The organism is Pseudomonas sp. ICMP 561 (genome assembly GCF_002699985.1).
Classification (GTDB): Bacteria; Pseudomonadota; Gammaproteobacteria; order Pseudomonadales; family Pseudomonadaceae; genus Aquipseudomonas; species Aquipseudomonas quasicaspiana.
Genome location: NZ_LKBT01000056.1, coordinates 87,870 through 102,115, shown reverse-complemented (window position 1 = coordinate 102,115; position 14,246 = coordinate 87,870). Strand labels below are relative to the sequence as shown.

The 14,246-nt window shown below is 55.9% G+C and carries 13 protein-coding genes and 2 pseudogenes; 10 read left to right on the top strand and 5 right to left on the bottom strand.

From position 1 onward, the window contains the following. Positions 1–14 precede the first annotated feature (14 nt). Both AO242_RS24275 and AO242_RS24270 read right to left on the bottom strand, forming a co-directional pair. Positions 15–1,100 carry a diguanylate cyclase gene (locus tag AO242_RS24275; protein WP_099270677.1) on the bottom strand — a complete coding sequence of 362 codons (1,086 nt, stop codon included), beginning with the start codon at positions 1,098–1,100 and terminating at the stop codon, positions 15–17. Between the two features lie 159 nt (positions 1,101–1,259). After that, a complete protein-coding gene (locus tag AO242_RS24270) occupies positions 1,260–2,456 on the bottom strand; it encodes an MFS transporter (protein ID WP_099270675.1) in 1,197 nt (398 codons plus the stop codon). Between the two features lie 110 nt (positions 2,457–2,566). Here AO242_RS24270 and AO242_RS24265 point away from each other — a divergent pair, with 110 nt between their 5' ends. After that, positions 2,567–3,475, top strand: a complete 909-nt coding sequence (locus tag AO242_RS24265) for a LysR family transcriptional regulator (RefSeq protein WP_027901715.1) — start codon at positions 2,567–2,569, stop codon at positions 3,473–3,475. Positions 3,476–3,643: 168 nt separating this feature from the next. On the opposite strand, the gene AO242_RS24260 is transcribed toward AO242_RS24265, so the two are convergent. Together AO242_RS24260 and AO242_RS29995 are read right to left on the bottom strand one after the other, a co-directional pair. After that, complete coding sequence (locus AO242_RS24260; RefSeq protein WP_099270674.1) at positions 3,644–4,222, bottom strand: polyribonucleotide nucleotidyltransferase; 579 nt, start codon at positions 4,220–4,222, stop codon at positions 3,644–3,646. A gap of 353 nt (positions 4,223–4,575) precedes the next feature. Continuing rightward, the gene (locus tag AO242_RS29995) at positions 4,576–4,911 is read right to left on the bottom strand and encodes a topoisomerase (protein ID WP_306475066.1); all 336 of its coding nucleotides are present in this window, start codon (positions 4,909–4,911) and stop codon (positions 4,576–4,578) included. A gap of 324 nt (positions 4,912–5,235) precedes the next feature. Here AO242_RS29995 and AO242_RS24250 point away from each other — a divergent pair, with 324 nt between their 5' ends. The 6 genes from AO242_RS24250 to AO242_RS24225 all read left to right on the top strand — a co-directional run bounded on the left by AO242_RS24250 (position 5,236) and on the right by AO242_RS24225 (position 9,595). Continuing rightward, positions 5,236–6,423: a hypothetical protein gene (locus AO242_RS24250; protein WP_257153500.1), complete on the top strand. Its 1,188-nt coding sequence runs from the start codon at positions 5,236–5,238 to the stop codon at positions 6,421–6,423. A gap of 92 nt (positions 6,424–6,515) precedes the next feature. Then, positions 6,516–6,806: a hypothetical protein gene (locus AO242_RS24245; protein ID WP_231672565.1), complete on the top strand. Its 291-nt coding sequence runs from the start codon at positions 6,516–6,518 to the stop codon at positions 6,804–6,806. A 4-nt stretch (positions 6,807–6,810) separates the two neighbouring features. Beyond that, positions 6,811–7,269 (top strand): hypothetical protein, encoded by a 459-nt coding sequence (locus AO242_RS24240; protein ID WP_099270671.1) that lies wholly within the window; start codon positions 6,811–6,813, stop codon positions 7,267–7,269. Positions 7,270–7,721: 452 nt separating this feature from the next. Then, positions 7,722–8,372, top strand: coding sequence for a glutathione S-transferase family protein (locus tag AO242_RS24235; RefSeq protein ID WP_099270670.1), 651 nt, complete (start codon positions 7,722–7,724; stop codon positions 8,370–8,372). A gap of 156 nt (positions 8,373–8,528) precedes the next feature. Beyond that, entirely contained in the window at positions 8,529–9,155 is a 627-nt protein-coding gene (locus AO242_RS24230) for a phage holin family protein (protein ID WP_099270860.1), read from the top strand. Between the two features lie 149 nt (positions 9,156–9,304). After that, positions 9,305–9,595, top strand: coding sequence for a hypothetical protein (locus tag AO242_RS24225; protein ID WP_099270668.1), 291 nt, complete (start codon positions 9,305–9,307; stop codon positions 9,593–9,595). Positions 9,596–9,896: 301 nt separating this feature from the next. Here AO242_RS24225 and AO242_RS24220 read toward each other — a convergent pair whose 3' ends face one another. Continuing rightward, a complete protein-coding gene (locus AO242_RS24220; protein WP_099270667.1) occupies positions 9,897–11,516 on the bottom strand; it encodes a methyl-accepting chemotaxis protein in 1,620 nt (539 codons plus the stop codon). 328 nt (positions 11,517–11,844) lie between these two features. Between AO242_RS24220 and AO242_RS24215 the strand changes: the two genes are divergently transcribed. The 3 genes and pseudogenes from AO242_RS24215 to AO242_RS30305 all read left to right on the top strand — a co-directional run. Next, positions 11,845–12,306 carry a hypothetical protein gene (locus tag AO242_RS24215; RefSeq protein ID WP_099270859.1) on the top strand — a complete coding sequence of 154 codons (462 nt, stop codon included), beginning with the start codon at positions 11,845–11,847 and terminating at the stop codon, positions 12,304–12,306. 416 nt (positions 12,307–12,722) lie between these two features. After that, positions 12,723–13,850, top strand: a pseudogene (locus AO242_RS29990) (PAS domain-containing protein); the annotation flags it as partial. Then, a pseudogene (locus AO242_RS30305) lies at positions 13,839–14,123 on the top strand (methyl-accepting chemotaxis protein); the annotation flags it as partial. The pseudogenes AO242_RS29990 and AO242_RS30305, both read left to right, overlap by 12 nt. Between the last annotated feature and the right edge of the window lie 123 nt (positions 14,124–14,246).

The following is a 14,246-nucleotide window of genomic DNA, read 5'->3' as shown; positions in this document are numbered from 1 at the left end:
GCCAGCTTTGCAAGTCACGACGCCGAGGATTCAATCCCCAGTCGCGGAAAATCAACCACAGTCGGTGCTGCGGAACAGACCCGATTGCGCCCTGTGGTTTTTGCGATATACAGCGCTTTATCTGCTTCGTTGATCCACGTGGCGGCATCACCAAGGTGTGGACCGAATGTCGCGATACCGACGCTCAGGCTCAACTGCAGGTGGGGCAGCTGTGGGTCTTTCAGGTTATGCACGTCACCGCGCAGTTGCTCAAGGATTTCCCACGCCAGCGTCGCGCTGGTATTGGGCAGGATCAGGCAGAACTCGTCGCCGCCGTAGCGGCCCGCCAGGTCAACGTCCCGCAGGTTGGCCATGAGCGTCGTGCTCAGACGCTTGAGTACGCTGTCTCCTACAATGTGGCCGTGGGTATCGTTGATCGTTTTGAAGTGATCGATATCGATCAGCGCAATGGACGACTGCCGCGACAGTACCTGGCATTTGTTGAACTCCAGCTGCAGCAGGTCTTTCCAGGAGCCGTGATTGATCAGGCCGGTGAGGCTGTCGGTGCGGCTGAGTTTTCCAAGAATATGTTTGTGTTCACTGAGCTTTACCGCCACCCGATAACTCATGTAGCCGACGAACATCGGATAGAACACCAGTACCGGCAGACAGGCGTAGATCTGTGTGGGCGTGCTGGACGACACGAAGGGTTGGCGAAACAGGTAGAGAGAAATTGCAGCACCGATAACTTGTGCTACACAGCCCCGCAGAAACAGGCGTTTACCACCGGCAGCAAGGTTGTGCATCGCCATCATCGCCAGCACAGTAACGGTCGGCAGTGGATTGAAGCCCATCGCCCCGGCCCAGAAACCACCCGCCAGTGAGTCAACGAGTATGTTGCGTTGTTCTGCGTGAAACGGCTGGCGCGAGCGAGTTGCAAGCCATAAGGCAATGGGTGGCCAGATAATCGAGTTGCACAACATCACAGCCCAGACCCAGGCAGGCGGATGTAACGGGTACATGGTCGCCGCGACACTGAAAAATCCGATGCCGACGCCGACGCTGCGTACCCAATAAATGCGTTTGGCAAAGGACTTTCCCTTGCCGTCGTAGTTTCTCATGGCGCTCTACCGATCGTTCTGAGGGCCTACCAGCCTTAGGTCAGAACGAAATATCGGATTCTGGCTATCCCTCATGGGAAATGGGAAGAGCCTTTAGCCATTATTGAAAAATAACGTCGTAAATAGTCGCAGTCTGGAGCGTGAAGGATGCTTTCCAGCTCATCGTGTCTTCATTTGAATGGCAATCACAGCCGTTGCGATGGACAGCAAGGCGACGAATGCGGCCACATAACCGACGTAAGCCAGGCTCAGATGCTCGATCGTCAGACCGCCAATCACAGACCCCAGGCCAATCCCGGCGTTGGCGGCTGAAACATTGAGCGTTCCCGCCAGCGCCTGAGCGTGCGGTGCAGTTTTCATGACGCGGATCTGACAGATGGGGAACAACGCGGTATGGGCAATGCCCCACACCAGCAAGACAACGCACAGCAGCGGGATGGATCCAGCGGCAGGGACAGTGGCGGTCATACCTATCGCCAGTAACAGCGCGAAGACAATCGTCGAACCCAACGGACTGCGATCCACATAGCGACCACCGAGGCCATTGCCGATCAGACCGACTGCGCCGAAGCCCATCAGCCACCAGCCAACCTGGGTTGGGGCGATCAACGCGATGCGCTCCAGTGTGTCAGCCAGGTAGGTGTAAGCGGTGAACATCGCCGTGAACACCAGAATCGACAGCAGCAAATTGACGATGAACTGCGGATCGGTGAGGATTTTCGCCTGCTTGGCCAGGCCGACCTTCGCCGTTTTAGCGATTGAAGGCATGGAAATCCACAGCAGCAGCGCCATCAGCAACGACATCACGGTCAGTGCCCAGAAGGCACCGCGCCAGCCCACTGCGCCCGCAAACAACGTACCCAGCGGAATGCCAAACAGCATCGCCGCGGAAATACCCAGATAGACCCGAGCTACCGCTTTACCGGCCTGGCTCGGCCCCGCCATCAAACTCGCGGTTTCGCTGGCCGTACCCCAGAACACTGGCAATGCCAGCGCGGGAACGAAGCGGGCGAATGCGAGGATCCAGATGTTGCTGGACACCGCTGCCAGAGCGTTGGATGCGGCGAAGATCAGCAGGATCGCCACAAAGGTTTTCTTGCGATCAAGGTGCGAAAGCATTGCCGTCAGCGGCGGGCCGAACAGCATCACCGTGAAGGCGAACAAGGTCACCAGCAAACCCGCGTCAGAGATCGAAATCCCCAAGTCGCGGGCCATGCCTGGGAGCATGCCGATGATCAGAAACTCAGTGGTAACGATCACAAAACCGGCTAGCGCCAGCATGGCAATCGCCAAATTCGCACCAGTGGCGCGTGCGCCGCTGGCAGCGCCAGCAGCGGTAGTGTCTACAGAAGGCATGGGGATAACTCGAATTGAAATAATGGCACTAGCCTATTCGAGAAATCACTTCTTATCTTTGGCAGTTTTTCCGTGCACTATGGAATTAATTTCATCAGTTGATAACGCTCATGATCTCTGCTGACCGCCTGAAAGGCATATCCACCTTCGTCGCCGTTGCCAATGCGGGCAGTTTTACCGCGGCCGCTGAACGGCTGAGCCTCACTAACTCTGCGGTCAGCAAGAGCATCGCGCGGCTGGAAGGGCGGTTGGGCATGCGCCTGTTCGAGCGCACCACCCGCAGCCTGGCCCTGACGGAAGAAGGTACGGCTTACTATGCCGTCTGCACCCGCATCCTTGATGAACTGGCAGATGCCGAAACTGCACTGGCCGCGCAGCGCTCGGAGCCGGCCGGAAATCTGCGCGTGGATTTACCTGCATCGTTCGGGCGCATTCACGTGTTGCCACTGCTGCTGGAATTCGCCGAACGGCACCCCAAGCTGCGTCCGCACGTGTCTTTTACCGATCGCTTTGTGGACCTGATCGAAGAGGGCATCGACCTGGCAGTGCGCATTGGCGGCTCGTCAGCCTGGCCCTCGACACTCGGTCATCGCTACCTGGGCACCGAACGCGTGATCTTCTGCGCCGCTCCGGTTTACCTGCATCGCCACGGTACGCCACAGACCTTCGATGATCTGGCCGATCACGCGTGCATTCTGTACGGCAAAGACAAGGGTGGCACCAGCCCATGGGTGATCGTCGACGCCACCGGGCAAACTCAGTTGCGCATGGTCGACGGTCGCATTGTGGTCGGCAATGGCGAGGCCCAGGTTGCCGCCGTCGTGGCGGGCAGCGGCGTCGCTCAGTTGGCAACCTGGCTGATCAAGGACCAACTGCAACGCGGCGAACTGATAGAAATCCTCCCACACCTCGCGACCGAAGGCCTGGACCTGCACCTGGCCTGGCCGCGTAATCGTGAGTCACTGCCCAAGGTGCATCAGTTGGTGGAATTGCTGTCGGCGAGGCTGCGGATGGATTGAAGCAAAAAATTCAGTTGGCGAGTTGCTGCTTTCAAGGCTTCAATTGCTGCCTTTAAAGCAGCGTTTAAACTCCGCGGCTGTTCGAAGAAGTTGAAGCATGGGTAGCTGTCCATCCATAGATATCTGAACAACAGGTTGTCGATATATTCACGGTCTCATAGCGGTCCGCTACTTCCCCGCCGTAATCCCTTTCAGCAGCTCCCCATGCGCCTTGGCGTCTTTCTCCAGGGAGATCACGTTGACCATCGCCATCCGCTTGCCTGAAGCGGCGGTCACCGTGGTGCTCAGCACTTTGCCGCCGTCGACGCTGCCGGAAATATCCAGTTGGCGAAGGCCCAGTCCGCGCCGGACCATTTTCTTCACATCGCCCAATTGCTTGAAGTTCTGGTAACTGGCTTTCTGCTGTTCAATGGTCGCGGTAATCACGCCGCTCAGGGTGGCGTCATCGTTGCTCGACACGGTTTCCCCAGACTCCAGCGGCGTTTCGGTAACGATTACCACACGCTTGGCGGCCTTGTTCATGTACAACGAACCCGTGACCCCTGCAGCTTTGGCTTTATCGTCAATCTCCGGCATTGGACTCTTCACGTATTCCTTGGGCAAGCGGAACACCCACTTGCCCTCGAGCATCGAGACTTTCTGCTGGGTCGGGGCTTTTTGTTGAGGCGCGGCATATAGATTGGCGCCTTGCAGACCCATCGCCAATGCAGCAGCTAACAGCAGAGTCTTACAGCTAAAGAACCGCATCGGATGTCCTCGAAGAGAGCGCCGGTGTGATCGCGGCGGGAGATGCTGGCATCCTGCCCTAAGGGAAGATTGATGTCGAATTTCGCCTCGTGGAATAACCCTTCCCTGAATTGAAATGCATTTCTGCAGGATCTGCCCCGTCGCGAAGGCACCGCGCTGTCGTACGGCAAACACAGGACCTGTAGGAGCGCGCTTGCCCGCGATAACGTCAACGCAGCCGATATATTTATCGACTGATAAGCCGAATCGCGGGCAAGCGCGCTCCTACAGAAAAAAATGTAAATTCATGCAGTGATTTTATGTTTGATGAGAGCTACCGAATCTGGAAACGCATCCATCCGGAAATGCAAAGATCACTTAACCTTCATCGGCGCAAAGATCGCCCGAATTCCGCGGCACTTGGGATAATCCCCGCACCCCCAGAAATTCCCCCCTGCATTGGCCCCAGTGCGCGCCACTTTCATCACCATCACTTTCTTGCAATGCGGACACGCTGGCGCTTTCGGCTCGGCTGCAGCCTTGGGCATTGCCTTCGGTTTGGCCTTCCTGACCTTCGGTTTGACGGGCTCAACGGGCGGCCCATCGGGTAACGTCTCCTCAACCACCTGCGACTCGACCACAGGCTCACGCTTGCCTTGGAACCGGACGAAAACACGAGCGAGCAACGTGTTGAGTCGAGAGAGTTTCACAGTGATAAACCTGAATGGTCAGAAGCGGGCAGGGCGCAGACTTTACCAAACCCGGAAGCACCATGCGCCGGGTGTTTTGACACAACCCGGTCGCTCAGTAAACAGATTACCGGTAGGAGCGAACTTGTTCGCGAGGCGATGTCCAGGCCAGCATCGTCCTGAAGAACATCAAACATCGACTGCCGCCGCAGCCCTTCCGAACGTTGGTCCGACACGCTTTTTTCGACATTCACCGTAGGACCATTCTGAATCACTCGCGCCGCCGTCACCGCCGCCCGTAGCCTTGTTAGGCTCCGCTCCTTTGCCGAGCAAGGAGCCGGAGCCATGGCCGACAGACCCAATATCAACCCCAACAACATGGAGGTTGAAAAGCGTTACGCATTCGGTCAACGGTCTCCTGAGATTGACCACAATCCGCCCATCCTCGACGCACCTCAATACCCATCGTCCCATAACTACAGCTTCGAAAATCCGCAGCCCCGCACCTTCATCGCTGCCGAAACAGCACCCGCCGCCGAGCCCGGTTTTTACATCGTCCCGCAAAGCGTCTCGACCTACGACTTCTACCATGGCCTGTTCGACAACATGCCCGTCAGCGCGTTGACCAAATTCAGTGCCCTCAACCCAGACCTTGAGGACATCGTCAAAGCAGGCACCCTGATCGTACTCAGCGATCCGAAAAGCACCTCATGCACCTACGCCGAATCACAACTCATGCAGGCCGCTCATCAGGTGAAAGCCGCACTGGCTCCATTGACCCCTGACGAAGCTGACTTCATGCATCGCCATGCTGCGGAAATTGTCAGCTTCACCGGCCAGACCTCCACCTGGCTCGGCGTCAGCGCAGCCGTGATGGAAAAGCATTTGGCCCAAATGGCCAAGACCTTAAAAGACGTAGAAGAGCTGCATCAAAACAGCTTCCTCAAACACGGCCACCTCAACTCCCCGGAGTTCTTCACCCAGCGCAAAGCACTCCTCAACCAACTCGACGCCCATCTTCTGAAATCCACTCGCCTGCGCAGCCTCACCACCATGAGTGACCACCACAAACCGAAAAACGCACTCGGCATCTCCAGCCGCAGCCTTGTCCACCACTGGAAGGAAGCTGGCGGCCCCCGAAGCATTAACGGTTACTCCACCCACGTCGATGCCGTAAGCAAGGCCGCCAAATACATGAAAGCAGGTGGCTACATCGGCATAGGCATTGGCGGCGTTTCAGGAGTGCTTGCGATTCAGGAGGTGTGCCGAGGCAAGGATGCGCAGGCGTGCAGGAAGATCAAGTTTACGGAAGGAGGGAAGTTTGTCGGGTCGACCGCCGGCGGGTTTGCAGGTGCAGAGCTAGCAGCCCGTGCTGGTGCACCTGTCTGCGCAGTTTTTGGCTCGCCGAGTGTCATCCCCGGGATTATCTGTATGGGCATTTTCGTAGGCGCGGGTGCATGGCTGGGTTCCACGGGGGTTGGTATCGGTGGGGAGATAATCGGAGAGGCGATATATGAGGTAACTCCGCAGTGATGGATATTAGTAGTTGGTCTCCATGGATGGTAATCGTTTTTGTCGGGATACCTTTTCTATTGATCATTGTTAGCTTCGTACTCAGCTTGTACATGAGCAACCGTCACTTGGATGCAATGATCGACGCCTTGAAAAACTCTCGGTACATAACGGCTCGTGCAGGTTTACGCCATCAAGGATGGTTCGAGCGCATCCTGCTCGTAGCGTTAATTAGTGGCATGGTTCAGTGGCCTGGACCCGGATTGCGTCTGGGCGAAATGGATCCTGACGACCTCAGAAAATTTCCGGCGTATCTGCGTAAGCTTCTCAAAGCCAAACATGTTTTGACTCTGATTATCGTGATCTGGTTTTTGGTCATTTACGTGCTGGCTGAGCTGCGCTAGCAGGATGAGTACGACCACCGCAAATCACTGCTTTGACGCGTCCGCATATGAGCATTACTCACAATGGCTGGCGCTATTAGACATCGACCTTTGGCCGCCTTGGATTGCATTTCTTTTTGTATTGATGCCTTTCCTGTTAATACTCATAGACTTCGTACTTGTTCAGTACATTGTTGTTCGACATTGGAATGAAATGGCGGAGGCGCTGAAAAATAGTCAGGATTTTTGGTGGATGCATGACAGCTCATATCCCCTGTGGGGGCGAGAGCGGCGCTCATTGGCTGGCCGGATCGCTGTTGCATTAATGTGGCCAGAGATTCTCATCAAAGCTGGCAGAGTGGACGCTGATGACATCAAAAATTTTCCAGGCCATCTCAAACGGCTACTACGGGTGTTTGGCTGGATAGGCTTGATTGGAATCGTCTGGGCTCTAGTCTCTTACCTCATTTTGAAACTGAGATGACAGGTAGAATCTGCCGCAATGTTCTGGGCACCGAGTCGTCGCGCAGCGAACATAGGGCAAGGGTGGTTCATGTGGGAGCAGAGCTTGCTCGCGATGCATGAGACGCGGCCAGAAGGCATACCGCGTTATCGTTTATCGTCGGAATGTCGCCCAGCCAGTCCTACGAAAAACCCGGTTCATTCAGTGGATTATGTTTTGTATACAGGAACTGCCCAAGTGTCCCTGACAACACGCTGTCTCTCATAAAAAGAACTACGACTACCTGATTTAGAATGCTTTTTTGTAGGAGCTCACGAGCAGCGTGAGGCAGCGATGGCGTCCTGCCTGATACACCGACATCGCGGCCTCGCTGTGCTCGTGCGCTCCTACAGGGTCCATGCTTGCTGCGCGGCAGCGAGGCTACCTTCGATCAAGGTAAGATAGCGATTATCCCGCCAGGATCAGGAGGCTGCATGCTGCAAGTCTGGGGAAGACGCTCATCGTTCAATGTTCAGAAAGTCATGTGGCTCATCGGTGAACTGGATCTGCCTCATCAGCATATTCCGGCAGGTGGCGCATTTGGCCTCAAAGACACTCCCGAATTCCTGGCCATGAACCCTCACGGCCGAGTGCCGGTTATCAGAGACAGCGATGGGACAGTGGTCTGGGAATCCCACAGCATTCTCAGGTATCTGGCAGCACGATACGGTGGGCCCGAGTTCTGGAGCGATGACCCGGCGCGTCGCTCGCAGATCGACCGGTGGATGGACTGGTCTCAGACAACGCTGCAACCCGAGTTCCTGACCGGCGTGTTCTGGGGATTTTACAGAACCCCCGAAGCCCAGAGGGACGTAAAAGCTATCAAAAGAAATGTGGCGCTGTGTGCGCAATATTTTCAGCTACTCAATCAAGTTCTGAGTGAGCAGGACTTCCTCGCCGGGCAACACCTGACGTTGGCAGACATACCCGCGGGCACCCACCTCTACCGCTATTTCAATCTGGATATCCCGCGTCCTGATATTCCCCACGTGGAGGCCTGGTATCGGCGGCTGCAAATGAGTCCGGCCTATCGGCAACACGTCATGATTCCTTTTGACGATCTATTTGGCCGACTGGATTATTAACCGAGGCTGTTGCAGCGAGCAGACCTGTTCGATACGTACAGCCCAGTCAGCGCACAAGCCTCACAGCGCGAGTAACTGCACAGGGTTGAGTGGTATTTCTTCGTTGACCCATCTAGCGTGTCCTTAGCGCCCAACATGAAAAAGGAGGACATGCTGATGTCCGATGGCAACAACATCACCATTGGTTCAATCTACCAAGGCGACGGTAACGGTAACCACATCCACGTCTCCCAAAATCAGACTGTCGAGCGTGGCCCTGTCCGCTTTGTCATCGATCCCGAGAGCATGCAGAGGCTAAGCCGCGCGAGCGTCAAAAAAGGTGCCTGGTATTTTGCAGGCTCTGTACCGGCGTTCTTGCTCTCTGTCATGTCCATATTTGCCGATGCGACGGGGATCTTTTCCTACTTCAACCTTGGCTGGAAAATCCTCGCCTGGACCATCGCCATCGTCGGCATGTTCGGCCTCATGTTTTACATAACCAAACTCAAGATTGCCCTGCAGAGAATTCCTGAAGGAGAGGCGCGTTTCATTGACGGTCAGTGGGTCGAGCACGACGAAGCCGGTGATTACCTGCTGTACAGCAAAACCGCGCCCTGTAACTACGAAGGCTGCAAAGGCACTGTCCACATCGAAGCGCCGCCTCCTCGCGAGCAACATAATCACGACTACATCGGCGTGTGTGACATCGGCGGCAAACAACACACCTACCGCGTTGACTTCAACGGCATCGGCGAGCGCCAGTACTTCAACTGGGACCCCATCGACCCGCCAAAGCAACAATAAAACCGCCCTGACACTTGCATGGATTTGTCTCATCACTGGTGAGACAAATCTCTCAAATCAAAACACCCGAGAACAAAACGCTTAATGGCACAGTGATGGCATGGTAAAAGGCTGACAGGACATATCGTCCCATCAGCTAAGGATTGGCCATGAGAAAGACAGGAATCACGTTCGTCGCGATGCTGGCATTGCTTTGCGCATTCTCGGTCTCCGCCAAGGACAGCAAAATCCCCGATTCAGCCATCGTCCAGCTGTTAATCGACGACTCCATCGCTTCCTATTCCGGCAACTGCCCATGCCCTTACAACGCCATGCGTAACGGCAGAAGCTGCGGCAAACGTAGCGCCTACAGCAAGCCGGGCGGATACGCGCCCCTGTGCTACAAAGAAGACGTCACCAAAGCAATGATTCAGGAATACCGCGAGCGCATGAAAGGCTAGCAACCACACAATCCTGTAGGAGCGCGCTTGCCCGCGATAAACGATAACGCGGTCTGCCTGCCCAACCGAAGTGCCTGCATCGCGGTCAAGCTTCGCACTCACAAGTGTGATGTCGATATTGGTGCAATGCTGTAGGACCGGCTTTAGCCGGGAGGGCAATGCCCCTGACGAAAGAAGTGGGTCGGATGTACCGACTTCCTCCCGGCTAAAGCCGGTCCTACAGAAAAGCTTTTAACTCAGTTGGCTATTTCATGTTTGACGCGAGCCAGTCCCACTAGCTCGCATAGACCTGAGTGCGCTACTACACCACAAACCGGTTAACCAACTGGTTCAGGTTAACCGCCAGTTTCGACATCTCACCGCAGGCACTGGCCGTCTGGCTCGCACCCGCAGCACTCTGGGTTGCCAGCTCGCGAATGCTGACCAGATTGCGGTCAACCTCACGGGCCACGTGCGATTGCTCTTCAGAGGCCGTCGCGATCAGCAGGTTACGCTCGTTGATCTGAACAATGGCCGTGGCGATTTGATCCAGCGAAGTACTGGCCTCCTGGGCGACGCCCAGTGATTCAGTCGCCAGATCCCTGCTCGTATTCATCGCCTTCACCGCCTGATCAGATTCGTTCTGAATGGCAGAGATCATTTGCTCGATTTCCTGAGTCGACACCTGCGTGCGATGGGCCAACGCCCTCACTTCGTCAGCAACCACCGCAAACCCACGACCTTGCTCGCCTGCTCGTGCTGCCTCGATCGCAGCGTTCAACGCCAACAGGTTGGTCTGCTCGGCAATCGCCCGAATGACCTCGACAACCTTACTGATGCCCTGAGCACGGTCCGACAACCCTTGAATCTGCTCACTCGTGTTTTCAACGTTACCGTTCAACTTCTGAATGGACTTCAGCGTCTGCGCCACCCGCGCCTGACCGACCTCGGTATAACCCTGAGTACGCTTCGACTCTTCGGAAGCCGACTCCGCGTTGCGAGCAACTTCATCAACGGCCGCGCTCATTTCAGTGACCGCTGTTGCCGCCTGATTGACCTCATCGTTCTGAGCAACAAGGCCGCGACTCGATTCCTCAGTAACTGCCGTCATCTCCTCTGACGCGGAGGCCAGTTGAGTGGATGAATCAGAGATCTGCATGATCGTGCTGCGCAGATTCGTTTGCATCTGTGCGAGCGCTTTCAAAAGACGACCGGCTTCATCAGTGCCGCTGACCTGTACCTCTTTGGAGAGATCACTAGCCGCAATACGCTCAGCGACGGACAGGGCATCGTTGATGGGAGACGTGATGCTTTTCGTCAGCAGCAATGCCAATCCAACCGTCAGGACAACAACGCCCGCAATAATGCCCACAACCAGCCAGAGCCCGCTGTTGTAAAGATCGGTTGCATTCTGCCCGGCTTGCGCTGCGCCTTCGTTGTTGAAGTTGGTCAGATCCTTGATCTGCTGCTCCATCGTATTCGTCAGCGGGCGGATACCGGTACTCACCAGGCTCACCGCAGCCGCGATGTCACCCTGCCGCATCAGCGGTTCGAGAAGATCCAATTGTTTGGAATACGCGTCGGCGCTGTTTTTTACCGGGACGTAAAATGTGCGTTCCTTTTCGCTCCCTATAAGGGAGTCATAAGTGGCCACTGCATCGTTGAACGCCTTACGGTAGCCAGGGAAGTTATCGATTGTCTTTTGAATGGACTGAGGGTCAGCAAGGCCACGCTGTGTTTCGAGCCTCAAGCGAAGGACCGCAGTGTTCATTAATGCCGTCTGTCGGATGCTGGCCATCCAGTTCAGTTCGACGTCCTTTTCCGAGTCCCTCAGCTTGCCCATTTGCACCACGGCGAACGCGCCAAGCACAAAGACCAACGCAATAATCAACGCGAAAAACAAGGCCGCGCGGGGCGCTACGTTGAGATTTCTAAGACGCATACGAGATTCCTGTTTTCCGATCGAGAATTGAAGTTTTCAATACGCTATCGACTTAACATCGGAAACTTGAGAGGGGGGCGACAAAAGGAGGAGGGGCGTGACAGCCAGTGTCATAAGCGCAGCGTATGATCTCCCGTCCGCCGAAAACCTATGGATTATCAGTGGCTTGACCACCGGCTCCATCCGCTGAAGCTGCAAGGAACGCACTCGCCCACACCGCGCAGTCAAGGTACCACGCTGACACGGTGCGTCGCCCCGTCCAGGACGCGTGCGTTCTCAATGGCGATGAACCCAAGGACCAATTGTGGATATCAAAAAGGGATTCGCTATGCCAACACCCAAGCCTGTCAGTCCCAACGCCTTTTACAAAATCGGATTCTGGATACTTGCATTCGTCTTGATCACATCAGCCGCCATCCATTGGCTCGACGGCCCCGGCGATGCTGACGAAGTGGTCCTGAAGCGAGAACTGCCCGGTGGCGCCTGGCTCTACGCAACGCGCTACCTCGCGCCAGCAACGGATCTGGATACGCTTCGTTTCTACATAAAGAGGCCGCTACAGGGCGATGACGCAGAGATACTGCAGCAGCTGAATGAAAACAGCGGATTTATGATCACGGACAGCGCCCTGAAAGACATCGCCATCCGTGACACCCAGAACGGCATAAATATCGAGCTACAGGGCGCAGTCTATCGATACTTCAGCAAACAGTACCTGACTCAGGATGAAAAACTAACCAGTTACCGGATCACCCTGACGCAGCGAGATAACAGCGTGAGAGAAGAGTGAGGCACATCTGTAAGAGCTGCCCCGATGTCCATGTCTCCACTCTGTCTCGCGGCAAACATAGACCCCGGTCACTCCTACAGTAAAAAGCCTTCCAGATCCGATAGTTATATTTTGTTTGATGAGAGCCGCCCCGGTGTCACTGACACCGTGCTGTCGCGCAGCAAACATTGAACTGTTGGAGCGAGGCTTGCCCGCGAAGAACGATAGCGCGGTGCGTCTGACCTACCGAGTCGATTGGTTCGCGGGCAAGTCGGATTGCCGCCCACTCGCTCCAACAGCCCCCCGTTTATTCAGTGATTTATATTTTGTTTGATAGGAGCCACCCCCGGCCGTCCCAGGTGTCGTCTGTTTGCCCCGAGACAGCGCGGTGTCAAAGACATCAGCAAGACGTCCATCACGGTAAGCGAGTTGTGCCTATGGACCTGCATGGCTGGGAAAAATTTACAGCTTTGCGAAGACATGCCGACATAGTCGCCAAGGTGCCATGGATGCGGCCCGTCACGCTTACCGAGCCCTACAACATGTCCAATATCCCTTTTTTGCGCCGCGACCGTCATGCCCTTCAGCAGCTCCTGGCTGCGATCAAAAGCGGTCAGGCTCCTGATGTTAAAGGTTGCCAAGAGGCACCCGCAGTCCTTGACGCCTGGGCCGTTCTCGAATCATCGAATAGCGAGTCCCGATCGCGCATAAACCAGCTTGAAAACGACCTCGAAGATGCCCGTGAATTGCTTCGCGAGTCAGCCGCTTCTGCCTCAGCCCATGACATCAGGTTCGACCTGGTAAATCGTGCCTCCAGTGAGGGGCTTTGGGATATGGAGGTTGTCGCTGGCGATCCCGTTAACCCAAAAAACCGTTTCTGGTGGTCGCAGCAATTCCGGAACCTGCTGGGCTTCAATGACGAACGCGATTTCCCGAATGTCCTGGCCAGTTGGGCAGATCGCCTGCATCCACAGGATAAACAAGCGACACTGGATGCCTTTGCGCGTCATCTCAACGACAAGTCGGGGAACACGCCCTACAGGGTTAAAAACCGACTCGCCATGAAAGACGGTTCCTATCGCTGGTTCCACGCCCAAGGCGAAACCCTTCGTGATGACCGAGGCATGCCGATCCGCGTTGCTGGCTCGCTACGTGATATTCACGACCAGTTGCAACGTGATGCAGAACACGACGTCATCATCACCCGATTTGAACTGGCCAGAGAAATGCTCTCCGATGGCTTGTGGGACATGGAAGTGATCGCTGGCGACCCCGTCAATGCGAAGAACCCTTTCTGGTGGTCCCCTCAGTTCCGACGGCTGCTGGGTTTTGAAACCGTTGAAGAGTTTCCTGATGTTCTGGACAGCTGGGCATCCAGGCTCCACCCGGAAGACAAGGAGCGCAGCCTCAACGCGTTCGGCGCTCACCTGAATGACAAGTCGGGCAAGACCCCATTCGACATCGAGTACCGATTGAAGATGAAGAGTGGCGAATACCGTTGGTTCAGGGCTAGAGGCCAGACCCGGCGCGACCCGCACGGCGCTCCGCTTCGCGTGGTGGGTGCGCTTGTGGACATCCACCTGCAACATGAGCAGAAGGCCCTGCGAGACGCAGAAGTCAGGCATCAGCAAACGCTGGAAACCAGCCTGGCCCAGTTGTCGCAAATCGTGGGTACGATCCAAAGCATCGCGAGCCAGACCAACCTCCTGGCCCTCAACGCTGCTATTGAAGCTGCCCGAGCCGGAGAGGCCGGGCGCGGTTTCGCCGTTGTGGCCGACGAAGTTCGCAAGCTCGCAACCCGTACTACGGAAGCGACCGAACAAGCGGCCGGCATGATCGCTCGCTAAGCAGCAACGCCTCGCGCTACTGCAGGAGAAGGCTGGTCAGCTTTCTCCTGTTCCAACCTTGGATGCCCGTTGTCAGATCTGCAACGGGCATCGCAAGACGTCAACCCCGCCAAA